Below are 14,320 nucleotides of genomic sequence, written 5' to 3'. Positions count from 1 at the left end.
ATGTACGTCTCATCAATACGCCATTTGTAATAAGTTTTTTATGCTTTTTCTTCCAAATCTGATACAAAATTGGAGCATATTCTTGAACCCAACGGTAGATCGTTGAATGAGGAACGTTTACACCACGTTCCCTTAATATTTCAGATATATCACGATAACTCAATGCATATCTTAGATAGTAGCCAACGGCTACAGTGATAACATCTTTACTGAATTGTTTATATATGAAATAGTTCATACAGAAGACGCCTTTTTATTAAAATTATACTATAAATTCAACTTTGCAACAGAACCGCAAAAGTTAAAATGGAATAATATGAAGAACATTTTAGACTTCCCCCTAATGGAGGAAGTCTTTTTTATGATATCTATTGAATAAAAGGAAGTTTAATTATACTTTCTCTGTATTTATATTTAAATGGTCTTTTAACATATGACTTTCATATTCTTTTCTAAATACGCCACGCGCTTGAAGAACTGGAATGACTAAATCAATAAATTTTTCAAATGCGTTTGGATATGTTGGTGACATTAACATAAAACCATCGCACGCTTCTTTTTCAAACCATTCAATCATTTCATCCGCTACTTGTTCCGGTGTTCCCACTATCGTTTTATGTCCTACCCAAGTACCAAATCGATCTAATACATCGCGTAAGGTAAGTTGCTCGGTCATAATAGCACGCTGTACGGCTTCATACACAGATTTTACAACTTTTTTCTCTAATGCATCATAAGGTGGTAATGATGGTACGACTTCATCTAGTGTCCATTCACTTATATCTAGACCAATGGCTTTAGATAATTGTTTCTTGCGTTTTTCAAGTGGAATCATATCATCTAATTGTTGTTTAAGTTTATAAGCGTCCTTCTCATTCTCATCAACATAAACGGTGAGACCTGGTAATACAAGAGGTGGTTGACGATTTTCTTCCATGGCACGTTGATGAATGTCTTGTCTGAACTGTTGGCCATCTTGTAAATTCCAAGCAATTGAAAAAATAGCATCCACGTGTCGTACTGCTAAATCACGACCTGGAATAGAAGTTCCTGCTTGAAATAAACGTGGTCGACCATATTTTGGTGTTGGAATGTTAATAGCTCCGGCAACTTGAAAATACTTTCCTTGATAATGAAGTGGATGAATATACTGATGATTTAAACCAATTCCTGAGTTTTTGTGATTAACGATAGCCTCTACAGTAAATGATTCCCATAATTTTTTCATTACATTAATAAATTCATCTGCTCGTTCATAACGTTTTTCAAGATGTGGTAAAGCTTGCATCGAGTAGTTTTGTGCTTCTAAATCAAATTGAGATGTTACAATATTTGCCCCAATACGCCCATGAGATATTTGATGTAAACTTGAAAGCATACGTGCTGCAAGATAAGGTTCATAAAAAGAAGAAGAAATGGTACCTATCAAACCAATTGAATGTGTTTCACGTGAAATGGCAGCAAGCGCCGTTAGTGGTTCAAAATAATAAGAAATATGTCCCGTTTCTTCTCCAGAAATATATTGACCATCACCTAAAAAGAATGCATCTAGTTTACCTTTTTCGGCTAATTTCGCTAACTTAATTTGAAAATCAATATCTCCAACTTCTTCAACATATGAATGTGGTAGTCTCCAAGAGGCAGGATGTAGACCTGTACTATAAGATAAAACAGATAAATGCATGTGTTTCATTGTCATTAACTCCTTTGTTATAAGTCAAAACTGTCATTTTAATTTGCATATATCGTATATGGATTGTTGAAATTTTACAATATCTGCTAACTATTTTATATCTTAAAATAATTATATACAATATCATCTAGTTGTTTAGCAATATGAATAAAATCTTGATTTAAATCCAATGTTTTGACACTAATCGTATTACCACTCATCTGAAACGTATTATCAGGTACAAGTTGTTCATCCGTTTTCGCATACAGTAACATCCCCGCAACATTAACCGATAGGCAGAAGCGTATCATAAGTGATGCGGGTTTTATTTATTATTTATGAAAGTAAAATAAAATTTGAATTTCATCTTAAATGTATTATATGTTCATTGTTGGGTAATATGTAGATGTTTAAGAAGTTGATTTATATAATGTTTACCAATTTATGATAAAGAGGGTTATCGTGATGAAGAGTTTGATAAAAAGTATAAAGGGACATGGATAGTTGGATCTATCATGACAATTGAACCAAAAGGTAAGTACATGGAATCTAGAGGTATGTTTCTATATATTAATCGCAATACTAGAACAACCTAAAGGTTATTATTATGTGAGGAAAACAACAGATGACAGTAAAGGTAGACTAAAAGATGATGAAAAGAGATATCCTGTAAAAATGGAACACAATCAAATTATTCCAACGAAGCCGATACCTAATGACAAACTAAAAAAGGAAATAGAAAACTTCAAATTTTTTGTACAATATGACAACTTTAAAGATATTAATGATTATAAAAACGGGGATATTTCATACAATCCTAATATTCCTAGTTATTCTGCGAAATATCAACTGAATAATAATGACTATAACGTGAAACAATTAAGAAAAAGATATGATATTCCAACCAATCAAGCCCCTAAGTTATTGTTAAAAGGGGATGGCGACTTAAAAGGATCATCCGTAGGTTCTAAAAATTTAGAATTTACTTTTGTAGAAAATAAAGAAGAGGATATATTTTTTACAGATGCAGTACAATTCACTCCTAGCGAGGATGATGAATCATGAGTCAAACAGATTATCAAATTAAACCTGATAATATAAAAGGTAATTCTAAAGAAACCAGCTCAATATCCAAAATCAGTTATGAAATAGAAAATGCGAATAATAAAAGTTTGAAAAAATGGCAAGGTTATTCGATGGATGGTTTTATGATTACACCTGGAAGTGACTGAAAATAATCAGTAGTCCTAAGATAATTTTTTATATGGAAATTCATAAAGCATCCTTCATCACAAAGTGAAGGGTGCTTTGTTTATTTATAAGTGTTATATTTAGAAATGACTTACTGCTCATTATCTATAAAGATTTGTACATTGAAAATATTGATTGTTTTAACAAGAGGAGGTCATGTTGTTATTATGAGTCAGTTTAAGGACACATTATATAAACTGTTTGAGCCAATGATGAAAATAGAGTTCTATCAAAATCTTTTGGTTAATCTTTTAATTATACTTGCTTATATCTTGATGGGTATGATTGTAATTGCGATATCAAGAAAGTTAGTTACTAAATTTTTCAACGTTAATGAAAAGAAAAAGAACCGTCATAAAATTAAGAGAAGTGAAACACTATCCACATTGATTCAAAATTTAATAAGTTATGTCGTATGGTTTATTGTCCTTACGTCAATACTTTCACGTTTCGGTATTAGTGTATCAGCAATTTTAGCAGGAGCTGGAGTTGTTGGTGTTGCCGTTGGTTTCGGAGCACAAACAATTGTAAAAGACATTATTACTGGTTTCTTTATTATATTTGAAGGACAGTTTGATGTGAGTGATTATGTTCAAATTAATGCATCTGGGGTAACAATTGCTGAAGGTACAGTTAAAACGATTGGTTTAAGATCAACACGTATACAATCAGATACTGGAGAAATTTATACATTACCTAATGGTATGATTAGTGAAATAGTCAATTATTCTGCTACAGATGTTTCACCTATTGTGATGATACCGATTTCTCCAAATGAGAGTTATAAAGTAATAGAAGAGAAATTATTAAGATTTTTACCTACATTAAAGAATAAATATGACATATTTGTATCCGCACCAGAATTACTTGGTTTAGATAGTGTTGATGGCAATGAAATGGTGATTAAACTTTTAGCACATGTTAAGCCCGGAATGCATTTTCCAGGACAACGTTTGCTTCGTAAAGAGGTCATACAATACTTTAGTGAAGAAGGCATTCATATTCCTAAACCAACACTTGTAAAACTTGATAAAGAATTGAATAAAAAAGAATAGTCTGCAGATTCATTTTTAATGTGAAAATTCATAAAGCATCCCTCATCGCAAAGTGAAGGATGCTTTATTTTTATTATGATAAGTCATGAGTGATAGTGATTTGAAAAACATTGTTGAGTAAAGTTGTTATAAAGTCATCATGTATGAAATTTCATAGACAGTATCTTGTATTGATACATTGTACACACACTATTCATTCTGGCTTTAGTTATATTTAAACAAGAGGAATGAAGATGACAAAACGCTTTACTGTTAAAACAATATTTGCTTTTATAGTTTTGTATAGATGTGCATATAATTTTAACTTTGCAACAGAACCTACGATTAATATAAGACCACAGAAAAAAGTAACAACACTCGTTATGTATGCCAAAGATAAAGCGAATAATAAGAGTGCTTCTTTAAAGTTAAAAGTAAAATAAATCAAAAATGAAACAACCATGCATTGTGAACTTCACGAAATCATATTACGATTGTAGTAACAAAACTTTCAAAAGGGGCGTTATGTTTGGAAGAAATTAACTTGTTAGAAGATAAAAAATTAGCGAATAAACTAGCTATATATTCATATATTAGCTTTGTCGTTTTCGGTATCATTTTTTATATTATTATGAAGTTTTCGGATACACCTAAATTTTTTGATTCTTTGTTAGTTAACGCATTATTCGTGATTATTCTTATTGTACTTATGTTTGTTGTTCATGAGTGTATTCACGGGATATTTTTCAAACTCTTTTCACCTAAGAATAAAGTCTATTTCGGTGCAGCTAACGGTATGATTTATTGTGCGATACCAGGCGGAACGTTTACACCGCTCACATTTTTAATTAGTAGTATTGCACCGTTTGTCATTATCACAATGCTATTTATAGTGACGTTATTTTTAGGGTGGTTTCCACGGGGGCTCTTTTTCTTCTTTGCCACATTTCATGCAGGATGTTGCGCTGGTGATTTCTATTGGGTTTGGAAAATGATTAAAGCCCCGAAAGACGCAACCATTGAAACAACGGATAAAGGCATTATTATCCGTTCATAATTAAGATATGTTTAATAAATTTTTTAAAAGCATCCAACATTAAATGACCTGTTGGGTGCTTTTAGTTTTATAATACCAACTCTATACCATCTAAGTGCTTGCCAATGACTACCAAATATAAAGGGACGTCTGATTTAAATTGAACGGGTGTTAATTCGATTTCTCCTTCAGCGTATTGAACTAAATGTATCAATTTACTATCTGTAAAACGCACAAATCCTTTCACACGGTATACTTGTTGTGGGAGTTGGGTTAACCTTTCAATGAAATCTGCTTTTGTTTGTGAGCGAGGCGTATCTATTAACTGATGATTGATGGCGTGATGTAGTGTACCACTTTGTTTAACATCTAAATGTTTCACGTTTAACAATGTGTTTAACGCTAATTCTCCCCATTGTCCTACTTGTATATTTGCGTCTCCATTAATGACCTCTAGATGTCTTAATAAGCAAGCGACTTGATTAAAATCAGCGATATCAATCTTATTCATAAATAATGTAGAACAATGACTTAACTGTTCATAGAATAACGCTTGAATATCTCTAGGGTATGTTTCTATCTTCTCGTACAACTTTGCATCAATGATGCCGAGCATACTTCTAATAGTGGTAATTGGAGCTAGTACAGGGGTTAGACAGGCGTCAACAACGGCCAATGGTTCAGCGATACCACTACATTCTATAAACACAAGATCTGGTTGATGTTCTAAATATATTTCATGCAATTGTTGTGAAACGTTTGATTTCATAGCACAGCAAATGCAGCCTTCTACAATCTCACTGATAGGAATAGTTGGATGAATGAGTTGACTATCGACACTCATTTTTCCGAATTCATTAATAATTAATGCAGTTTTTATATCATGATTCAATGCGTCTTTAATTAGATGGTTCAATGTTGTTGTCTTGCCACTGCCTAAGAAACCTCCAACAATAATGATTTCCATAATAAACTCCTAACTTTGAATGAGATACCAACGTTACGATTTTACAGTGTTATTGAGGTAGGGAAATAAATCAACAAACAAATCGTAATTATTACTATTTAAAAAGTATACCTAAATCTATACACATTTTCAAAAAATGAATAGTTAAGGGGGATTAAATGCATTTCTGATGTCTAACATTAATAATTTTAAAAATTATCATTGACAATTAGACGGATTAATGTAAATAATAAAACGTAATGATTTTGATTTAGGAGATGTGTACATGTTTAAGAGAAGTATTATTTTATTATTTGTAGCTGTTTTAACATTATCACTTGCAGCATGTGGCAAAGGTGATAGTGATAAATCATCTGGTCATAAAGGTAAGTTAGAAGTTAAGACGACAGTTTACCCACTTAAATCATTTGCGCAACAAATCGGTGGTAAATATGTTGATGTTGAATCAGTTTATCCAAACGGAGTAGACCCACATACATATGACCCAAGTCAGAAACAAATGGTTGATATTGGCAAATCAGATTTATTCGTATACACAGGTGATAATTTAGATCCCGTAGCTAAGAAAATTGCAAAAGCAATTAATGATAAAGATAAAACATTATCTTTAGAATCAACATTAGATAAAAATAGTGACTTATTAAAAGGTGAAGAAGACGAACATGAGCATGAACATGGTGAAGAACATGAACACGGCGAAGAGCATGAGCACCATCATCATGGCAAGTATGATCCTCATATCTGGTTAGATCCTGTGATTAGTCAAAAATTTGCTAAAGAAATTAAAGATGAATTAGTTAAGAAAGATAGTAAACATAAAGATTACTATGAAGATAACTATAATAAATTAGTTAAAGACTTAAAAGGCATCGATAAAGATATGAAAGAAGCAGTTAAAGGTAATGAAGGTAAAACAGTTTATATTTCACATGACTCTATTGGTTATTTAGCTGATAGATATAACTTCAAACAAGAAGGTATTGAAAATATGAATGCTGAAGAACCTAGCCAAAAAGATTTAACGAATATTGTTAAACAAATTAAAAAAGATAAAGTGAAATATATCTTAGCTGAAGAAAATGTATCTAACAAAGTTGCCGACACAGTTAGAAGAGAGACTGACGCAAAAACAATTAAATTCTACAATATGGGCTCACATACGAAACAACAAGATGACGACAAAAATACGTACCAATCATTTATGAAAGAGAACGTTAAAGCGATTGAAAAAGCCCTTAAGAATGAATAATACGATATAAGATAAAAAATATTAATGCTTCATATCAAGGCCTCGTGATGATAGTCATGAGGTCTTTATTTATTAGAAGAAGAGGTAAGTCTTACCTCCCTATTGGAGGAAGATAGAATTAGGCAGGGATTAATGTTACGGTGATAATGAAATGTAGCATTAGAGGAGTTCATTAGAAATGTCTTTAGGTACGTTGGTTCATGTTATGTTTTATACGCTATTCTTTATAATAGTCGGAATGGCAATTGTATTTGGCGTTTGTCTGCAAAAGAGAAAACAAAAAAATAGTAAGTCTAAATAATCATAAATATTTACTAAAATAGGCAGCTAGCAGATTAAATTCTACTAGCTGTCTTTTGTATATTTATGAACGTGTGAATAAATTGTTATAAATCAAAGTGATGACAATTCTATATTATATAATTTTAATATTTATTAAAAATCAAAAAACTATAAAAATGAATATTGCGGGGTGCATTAATTAAGGTATATAATAAATTAAAGCTAAAATTTATTAATTTGAAACATGATGAAAGTAGGATGAGTATAGTGAACAAAGGGGTAGCATTAAAGAGATATTCACTTATATTAGTAGTCTTTCTGATAACGATGTGTTTATCTTATCTTTTTCAATTTAATGAAGCGCATGCTTCTACTAAAAGTGATCATTTAGGTGTACAACAAACATCTCAACAACAGGTCATTAGACAACAAAATAACTCAATAAATGTATCTAAAGATAAAGTTGTAGCAACGCAGCCTAAGGTACAAACGCCGTCTAAGGTAACAAATCGCAATCAAGCTTCGTTACAAAAGACAATGGCACCTTCTAAACGAGCACATGTTACTTCAACACATGTGACACCAAAAAGTACTAAAGTACAACCTTCATCGCAAAACTTTTCAAAACAAAAGCAAAGACAGAAGCAACCAACTAAGGTTAACAAAAAAGTTGTCTCAACAAATAAAAAACCACAAAAAGTATCAAAAGTAACGCGCGCACAATCTGCGAAGCCACAGTTATTAGCACAAACTACTAAAGTAAAAAGCAAATCAACACCGCCAAAAACATCAACACGTAAACCAACTACGAAAATGGCAGTTGTAACTAAGACTAAAACTGCGAAACCAAGTGCGCAAACAACAGTTAAAGCGTCTACAAAAGCATCATCAACGACGAAAAAGAACTATTACAATAAAGCACCTAAGCATTGGCCATCTAATGTGCCTGGTGGAGATAATGTACGTGATTTCGGTCAAACGACGAAAGAATCAGGTATTGATGATGCTTTAAAAATTATGAAGAAATCAGGAAACAAAGGTGTAACCATTGAACATGCTAAGGCGAAAGATGCCAATATCGCAACAGTTTATAATTGGAATCCAAAAGCAAAACAATTAACATATGGCACTGGTACAGCAATTGGAAAGCATACGATTCTAACTGCGAATCATGTTGTTAATGATCAAAACGCGCATAAGCCTTTAACACCGTCACAACCACAAAATATGCGTATCAACATATTACAAGAGGGATCTAAAATTGTGCGTACCCTTGAAGTCTTTGGTGTTCAAATGCTGCAATATGGTGATGTTTCTCTAGTGTATACGTATGAAGATATTTCAAAGTATATGAAGATAAGAAGGATTGCATCAGAAAGTTCGATTAAAGCTATGAAGTCAAACACACCTATTCACATGTACCACTATGGTAAGCCGACTGGTAAATATAAAAATGATCCTGCCGGCACAATGTATCATTCAAAAGGGAAATATACGATGCCTGCACGTAATGTGAACCCGATTGGCTATTATCAAATGATGGCAGAACCAGGTTCTTCTGGTGGGGCAGTCTTAAATAGTAAAAATGAAGTGATTGGTGTCCATGCTTTCCGATTAAACTCAGGAGATTATAAAAAATATAATTTAAATACGATGGCTGAAATCAGAGGTAAATTACGTAAAGAAATTATTGATAATATTGTTTAGTGATTCATTAATTTAATAAATTTAAAAAAGTGAGCGGGATGACATAACTAGAATAATGTCATTGTCTTGCTCATTTTTTGTGTAATTGAAACTATTTTTGTGTGTAAAACGCATCGAATACGTTGTTTAAATCCTTGTTTGCAGCATCTAAGATTTCGTCTTCAGGTAAGACTGACGTACCTTGGGCACGAGCGATGTAAAACTCATCAAATCCCATGATTTCTTTAAACAATTCTTTTAGATAGTAATATGAGAATTCAAGTGGCGTATAACGGTCGTCATTTGTATAGACACCACCACTTGCTTGTAATACTAGTGCTTTATAATCATCTGTCATTAAGCCAACAGAACCTTCCTCAATATATTTAAATGTTTCTCTAGCAATCATAATGTTGTCGATGTAGTCTTTTAATCTCGATGTGATATTGAAATTGTGAAGTGGTGTTAGAATGACAATGCGATGGTTAGCTTTAAATTGATTTAATAAGAATGCCGACATATAAGCGATTTTTGTTTCATCATCTGATAAGGACTCGCCTAAACTTTGCTTATTCCAGACATTTAATAATTGATCACCTTCGATACGAGGTACATCAATATCATATAAATTCAATTATTCAATTTCCCCGTTTGGAAATGTAGTTTTATATTTATCTAGAAATAAATTTTTTAATTTGGCAGTATACGTTGATTCATTATTAAAATCTGGGTGGGCATTAATAAGTAGCGTCTTCATGATATAGCAAATCCTTTAAGTGTAGTAGCGTTATTATATATTTTTAATATCAAAATAACTATGATTTCAATTTAAAATGGCTCAATATATTTAATAACAGGGTATCCATAGAATAAAGGGGAGATGTCGAGTGGCAACAGACAAAAGTTTTCACGAAATATTTTTAAATAAAATTAATTTAAGCAAAATTAAAACGAGAAGTATGATGGGAGAGTATCTCGTATATTATGATGGCAAAGTGATAGGTGGTTTGTATGATAATAGATTGTTAGTTAAAGCCTCAAATTCTTCCCTTGAAAAGCTAAAAGGATATGAATTAGTATCGCCGTATCCGAATGCGAAATAGATGATATTTATACCTAATATCAATGATATTGAAGACATCGAGACTTTGTTTTCAGACATAAAGAATGATTTACGTTAATCATTTGCGAATAGGGGAAAAACTATCATAGTTGTCGTTGCAGTCGGTATTAAACAACGTGAACGTTATAGGGAAGGTAGACTACGGTCACTAACAGGTTAGTCTTACCCATGGACCACAAATAAAGACACTAACTAAACAGACGTAGCATTAGACATCTTTAACCAACTAAGGTATGAATGTCCGTGCTACGTCTCATTTTCTTTATATAAATTACTTTTCAGCCAAGTACTTAACTGCAACGTCTTTGTAGATATCGATGTATTTAAGATACATGTCCTTTTCTATATATTCATCCACTTGATGGGCCATAATCGTAATACCAGGACCAACAATAGCAAGATCTATATTATTAGGATTATCACCTAACAGACTTGAAGCATCGGTAGTACCAATGAATGCTGCGACAAAGACGTCTTCTTCATTCACGTAATGAGGTGCAACGTCAGTAATTACTTGAATTAAAGTGCTATCTTTATCACTTGTGACAGGACGATGATCACTTACGACTTCAAACGACAATGCTTCAGGATTAACCTCATCAACTGTCTGTTGGAATAGTGACTTAACAAAGTCATTATTATACTCAGGGACAGGTCTTACATTATATTCAATAGAGGCTTCCTCAGGTACAGAGTTGAATTGTTTGCCACCTTTAATAATAGAACCCATCAATGTAAATCCTGACGCGAAGTTTTCTTCTTCTTCGCTTAAAGTGCCCTTCATAAATTTATTTACCATTGGTGAAACATCTAGCTCATGTTGAAGGTCATGCTGTTTGATATTATCATATTTTGAATTTAATTGATTTATAAACTGGACTAACGTGTCTACTGCATTCTTCCCTAAAAATGGCATTGAACTATGGGCAGCAACCCCAGTGGCAGTCACTTTACACGCCATTGAACCTTTATGTGCATAGAATATCCCGTTGTCTGTAGGTTCTCCGATGATTAAGCCATCAATGTCATCTAAATAACCATCTTTAACAAATCGTTTGGCACCTTCTTGTTCTTTTTCTTCTCCAGTTGTCGCAAGTAAGCGTATTGTTCCTTTAGGTAAATCTCCAGACACTTTTAATTCAATAAGTGCGATAACCATTCCCATCAAGGCACCCTTCATATCCGTCGTTCCACGTCCATATAATTTGCCATCATGTTCTGTGAGTTTAAATGGCGGATAAGTCCATTTATCGTGACGCCCGGCATCAACTACGTCCATATGACCACTCATCGCTAATATTGGCGAACCGCTCCCGATTTCAGCTACTAAGTTCGCTCTTGTCTCGCTCACTTTTAATATTTTAGAAGGTATATCGTATTGTGCTAATAAGTTTTGTATATAATGACAGACTTCGATTTCGTTTTCATTTTCTGACTGAATTTTAATAATATCTGCTAGTAACTTAATTTTTTCTTCCTCTTGAAAAGTACGCATATGTATCCCAACCTTAAATATGATTTTAGTATTATCTATACATAAAGTGTAATTTATAAACATTATAATGAATATTCATCCTAATTTATTTTATGAAATTGCATGCAAAATGATATAGTATTCAAAAATAGGTTACATTAGTAATTGTTAATGTAATATAATATCGAAGTTGTTAATAAATAATGAATGTTACATATTTATTTTTTAAAGATTTAAATTAATGTGATTGAATTATTGATACAATACTTTAAAATCAAGATTAAAATTTATAAAAAAGAGAAGGCTTTTTGAGGTATAAGAATTATGGGCGAGAGAGAAATGATAACACCCAGAACATTTATATTTAATGTATTAAACGGTGTAGCTTTAGCAATTGTAGTAGGTATGATTCCAAACGCAATATTAGGAGAGTTAAGTAAATATTTGAGTCAGTATAACGATATATTTATGAAAGTAGCCTTTGTAACGCAAGGGATTCAATATTCAATTCCAATTTTGACAGGTGTATTAATTGCAGGGCAATTTAAATTAACGCAATTACAAACCGCCGTTACAGGTGCAGCTGCCTTTGTAGGATCTGGTGCATCTACTTTCACAGATAAAAAGTGGGTCATTGTTGGTATAGGAGATTTAATTAATACGATGATTACTGCATCGATTGCAGTCGGTATCATCTTATTGATTAGTCATAAATTAGGTAGTTTAAATATGATTGTGTTACCAATCGTTGGTGGTGCTGTGGCGGGATTACTTGGATTATTAATCTTGCCATACACTAAATTGATTACGTTAGGCTTGGGCGATGTTATCAATGGGTTAACCAATACGCAACCTATTATCATGACTATATTGATTTCAATGATATTTTCTATATTAATTGTTTCACCGATATCATCAATTGGGATAGGTTTGGCAATCGGCATTTCAGGCTTGGCAGCTGGTTCGGCAGCAGTTGGTGTAGCAGCGAGTGCGATTATGCTTACAGTAGGTAGCTGGCGTGTAAATAAACCAGGCGTTCCGATTACTGTATTACTCGGAGCAGTAAAATTAATGATGCCGACGTTGATACGTCATCCAATGATGATGCTTCCAATTGTATGTACGGCAGGTGTATCCGGATTTGTTGGCGGCTTGCTCAATATTAAAGGTACGCCAGATTCAGCAGGTTTCGGGCTCATTGGTCTTGTTGGACCGATTAAATCGTTAAATTTATTAGATATGGGTACAACGAGTGGCTTATTGATTATCGCTATTGCGTACATCATTGTTCCATTAATTTCTGCACTATTTTTCCATTATTTATTTGTAAAAGTATTAAAAATCTATGATCCAAATATCTTTAAATATCAGGTTTAAAATTATAAATGTCTAGTTGAAGTGTGTGAATGTAGCTTTGACTAGATATTTTTGTTTTTTTTAAAGTTATAAATTGTCAAAAAGGTAATTAATGTAGTTAATTTAATATTCTGATGCACATTTGACTAACAATTAAGATAGGTATATGATTATAAAAAATTAATACACGATTGAAGGACAAGAGCTATGTTGACGATTCACAGAGAGGGAATAAACGCTAAGATACTCCTAATCTAAGAATATAGTTTACTACCTTTTCATAGATTACATGGAAACATGTAACGTTTCATGCGCGTTAATGCATGGCTAAAGTGTCATCTCTTAGTTGAGATGGAATGTTGGGTGGAACCACGGGTGTTACAAACTCGTCCCTCTTGTAGGGACGGGTTTTTTATTTATATGAATGTTTAAAGAGAGATGTATCATGTCTAATCAGCAAATCAATATCCAATTTCCAGATGGAAGTAATAAAGCCTATCAAGCAGGTGTATTCGCTAGTGATGTAGCGAAATCTATTAGCCAATCTTTTTATAAGGAAGCAGTCGTTTGTCGTGTGAATGACCGTTTAGTTGACTTGACCCATCCTCTCCAAGAAGATTGTGAACTCACATTTTATACACTTAGTGATCAAGAAGGTTTAAATGTAATGCGACATTCTGCTGCCCATGTCTTAGCACAAGCACTTACTCGATTATATCCCGACGTAAAATTAACAATCGGTCCTGTAATTGAGCATGGTTTTTACTATGATATCGATTTAGATGAATCCATTAGTGAAGCAGATTTAAATAAAATCGAAAAAGAAATGAAGAAAATACACAACGAGAATTTAAAATTTGTGCGACAAGATTTAAGCTATGCTGAGGCTAAAAACATTTTTAAAGAAAATCCTTACAAGTTGGAACTTATTGAAGAACATCGCGATGATCAACTATCACTTTATCAACAAGGTGAGTTTATTGATTTATGTGTCGGTCCACATATACCAAGTACTAAATTTGTAAATCATTTCAAATTAACTAAAGTATCAGGTGCCTATTGGCGAGGAAATAGTGATAACAAGATGTTGCAACGTATTTATGGCGTAGCGTTTAGTTCTAAAGATCAATTTGATGACTATTTTGAATTTTTATGAGAAGCGGAAGAGAGAAATCATAGACGCTTAGGTA

General features: G+C 32.7%; 12 protein-coding genes and 4 pseudogenes. 10 read left to right on the top strand and 6 right to left on the bottom strand.

Going from position 1 to position 14,320, the window contains the following annotated elements:
* The 3 genes and pseudogenes from HMPREF3265_RS02870 to HMPREF3265_RS12150 all read right to left on the bottom strand — a co-directional run.
* Positions 1-238, bottom strand: a pseudogene (locus HMPREF3265_RS02870) (IS6 family transposase); the annotation flags it as partial.
* Between the two features lie 153 nt (positions 239-391).
* Entirely contained in the window at positions 392-1,693 is a 1,302-nt protein-coding gene (locus HMPREF3265_RS02865) for an NtaA/DmoA family FMN-dependent monooxygenase (protein WP_070860995.1), read from the bottom strand.
* Between the two features lie 95 nt (positions 1,694-1,788).
* Positions 1,789-1,947, bottom strand: a complete 159-nt coding sequence (locus HMPREF3265_RS12150) for a hypothetical protein (protein ID WP_240556279.1) — start codon at positions 1,945-1,947, stop codon at positions 1,789-1,791.
* Between the two features lie 168 nt (positions 1,948-2,115).
* Between HMPREF3265_RS12150 and HMPREF3265_RS02860 the strand changes: the two are divergent.
* The 5 genes and pseudogenes from HMPREF3265_RS02860 to HMPREF3265_RS02845 all read left to right on the top strand — a co-directional run.
* Positions 2,116-2,737, top strand: a pseudogene (locus HMPREF3265_RS02860) (tandem-type lipoprotein); the annotation flags it as partial.
* Complete coding sequence (locus HMPREF3265_RS12540) at positions 2,734-2,904, top strand: hypothetical protein (protein WP_154230751.1); 171 nt, start codon at positions 2,734-2,736, stop codon at positions 2,902-2,904. The pseudogene HMPREF3265_RS02860 and the gene HMPREF3265_RS12540, both read left to right, overlap by 4 nt.
* A gap of 186 nt (positions 2,905-3,090) precedes the next feature.
* Positions 3,091-3,978: a mechanosensitive ion channel family protein gene (locus tag HMPREF3265_RS02855; protein WP_070860994.1), complete on the top strand. Its 888-nt coding sequence runs from the start codon at positions 3,091-3,093 to the stop codon at positions 3,976-3,978.
* A 233-nt stretch (positions 3,979-4,211) separates the two neighbouring features.
* Entirely contained in the window at positions 4,212-4,400 is a 189-nt protein-coding gene (locus tag HMPREF3265_RS02850; RefSeq protein WP_053038053.1) for a hypothetical protein, read from the top strand.
* Between the two features lie 86 nt (positions 4,401-4,486).
* Positions 4,487-5,014: a DUF3267 domain-containing protein gene (locus HMPREF3265_RS02845; RefSeq protein ID WP_070860993.1), complete on the top strand. Its 528-nt coding sequence runs from the start codon at positions 4,487-4,489 to the stop codon at positions 5,012-5,014.
* Positions 5,015-5,081: 67 nt separating this feature from the next.
* Here HMPREF3265_RS02845 and HMPREF3265_RS02840 read toward each other — a convergent pair whose 3' ends face one another.
* Complete coding sequence (locus HMPREF3265_RS02840) at positions 5,082-5,960, bottom strand: CobW family GTP-binding protein (RefSeq protein WP_070860992.1); 879 nt, start codon at positions 5,958-5,960, stop codon at positions 5,082-5,084.
* A 265-nt stretch (positions 5,961-6,225) separates the two neighbouring features.
* On the opposite strand from HMPREF3265_RS02840, the gene HMPREF3265_RS02835 reads away from it, so the two are divergent.
* Positions 6,226-7,209, top strand: coding sequence for a metal ABC transporter solute-binding protein, Zn/Mn family (locus HMPREF3265_RS02835; RefSeq protein ID WP_070860991.1), 984 nt, complete (start codon positions 6,226-6,228; stop codon positions 7,207-7,209).
* Between the two features lie 609 nt (positions 7,210-7,818).
* On the top strand, positions 7,819-9,198 hold the full coding sequence (locus HMPREF3265_RS02830) for a trypsin-like peptidase domain-containing protein (RefSeq protein WP_070860996.1): 1,380 nt from the start codon (positions 7,819-7,821) through the stop codon (positions 9,196-9,198).
* Between the two features lie 91 nt (positions 9,199-9,289).
* On the opposite strand, the pseudogene HMPREF3265_RS02825 reads toward HMPREF3265_RS02830, so the two are convergent.
* Positions 9,290-9,934 (bottom strand): annotated as a pseudogene (locus HMPREF3265_RS02825) (FMN-dependent NADH-azoreductase).
* 130 nt (positions 9,935-10,064) lie between these two features.
* Here HMPREF3265_RS02825 and HMPREF3265_RS02820 point away from each other — a divergent pair.
* Positions 10,065-10,358, top strand: a pseudogene (locus HMPREF3265_RS02820) (TfoX/Sxy family protein).
* A 213-nt stretch (positions 10,359-10,571) separates the two neighbouring features.
* On the opposite strand, the gene HMPREF3265_RS02815 reads toward HMPREF3265_RS02820, so the two are convergent.
* A complete protein-coding gene (locus HMPREF3265_RS02815; RefSeq protein ID WP_070860990.1) occupies positions 10,572-11,795 on the bottom strand; it encodes an ArgE/DapE family deacylase in 1,224 nt (407 codons plus the stop codon).
* Between the two features lie 303 nt (positions 11,796-12,098).
* Between HMPREF3265_RS02815 and HMPREF3265_RS02810 the strand changes: the two genes are divergently transcribed.
* Both HMPREF3265_RS02810 and HMPREF3265_RS02805 read left to right on the top strand, forming a co-directional pair.
* Complete coding sequence (locus tag HMPREF3265_RS02810) at positions 12,099-13,151, top strand: PTS sugar transporter subunit IIC (RefSeq protein WP_053026707.1); 1,053 nt, start codon at positions 12,099-12,101, stop codon at positions 13,149-13,151.
* 424 nt (positions 13,152-13,575) lie between these two features.
* Positions 13,576-14,286, top strand: a complete 711-nt coding sequence (locus HMPREF3265_RS02805) for a TGS domain-containing protein (RefSeq protein WP_083327724.1) — start codon at positions 13,576-13,578, stop codon at positions 14,284-14,286.
* The last annotated feature ends 34 nt before the right edge of the window (positions 14,287-14,320 follow it).

Source organism: Staphylococcus sp. HMSC62B09 (assembly GCF_001839115.1).
In the GTDB taxonomy this organism is placed as follows: Bacteria; Bacillota; Bacilli; order Staphylococcales; family Staphylococcaceae; genus Staphylococcus; species Staphylococcus haemolyticus.
This window is presented reverse-complemented; position numbering and strand designations above follow the sequence as displayed.

Bases quoted from the DNA above. Each gene is read 5' to 3' on its own strand.
- HMPREF3265_RS02865 (WP_070860995.1), bottom strand. From the start codon at position 1,693: ATGAAACACATGCATTTATCTGTTTTATCTTATAGTACAGGTCTACAT.
- HMPREF3265_RS12150 (WP_240556279.1), bottom strand. From the start codon at position 1,947: ATGTTACTGTATGCGAAAACGGATGAACAACTTGTACCTGATAATACG.
- HMPREF3265_RS12540 (WP_154230751.1), top strand. From the start codon at position 2,734: ATGAGTCAAACAGATTATCAAATTAAACCTGATAATATAAAAGGTAAT.
- HMPREF3265_RS02855 (WP_070860994.1), top strand. From the start codon at position 3,091: ATGAGTCAGTTTAAGGACACATTATATAAACTGTTTGAGCCAATGATG.
- HMPREF3265_RS02850 (WP_053038053.1), top strand. From the start codon at position 4,212: ATGACAAAACGCTTTACTGTTAAAACAATATTTGCTTTTATAGTTTTG.
- HMPREF3265_RS02840 (WP_070860992.1), bottom strand. From the start codon at position 5,960: ATGGAAATCATTATTGTTGGAGGTTTCTTAGGCAGTGGCAAGACAACA.
- HMPREF3265_RS02835 (WP_070860991.1), top strand. From the start codon at position 6,226: ATGTTTAAGAGAAGTATTATTTTATTATTTGTAGCTGTTTTAACATTA.
- HMPREF3265_RS02830 (WP_070860996.1), top strand. From the start codon at position 7,819: ATGTGTTTATCTTATCTTTTTCAATTTAATGAAGCGCATGCTTCTACT.
- HMPREF3265_RS02815 (WP_070860990.1), bottom strand. From the start codon at position 11,795: ATGCGTACTTTTCAAGAGGAAGAAAAAATTAAGTTACTAGCAGATATT.
- HMPREF3265_RS02810 (WP_053026707.1), top strand. From the start codon at position 12,099: ATGGGCGAGAGAGAAATGATAACACCCAGAACATTTATATTTAATGTA.
- HMPREF3265_RS02805 (WP_083327724.1), top strand. From the start codon at position 13,576: ATGTCTAATCAGCAAATCAATATCCAATTTCCAGATGGAAGTAATAAA.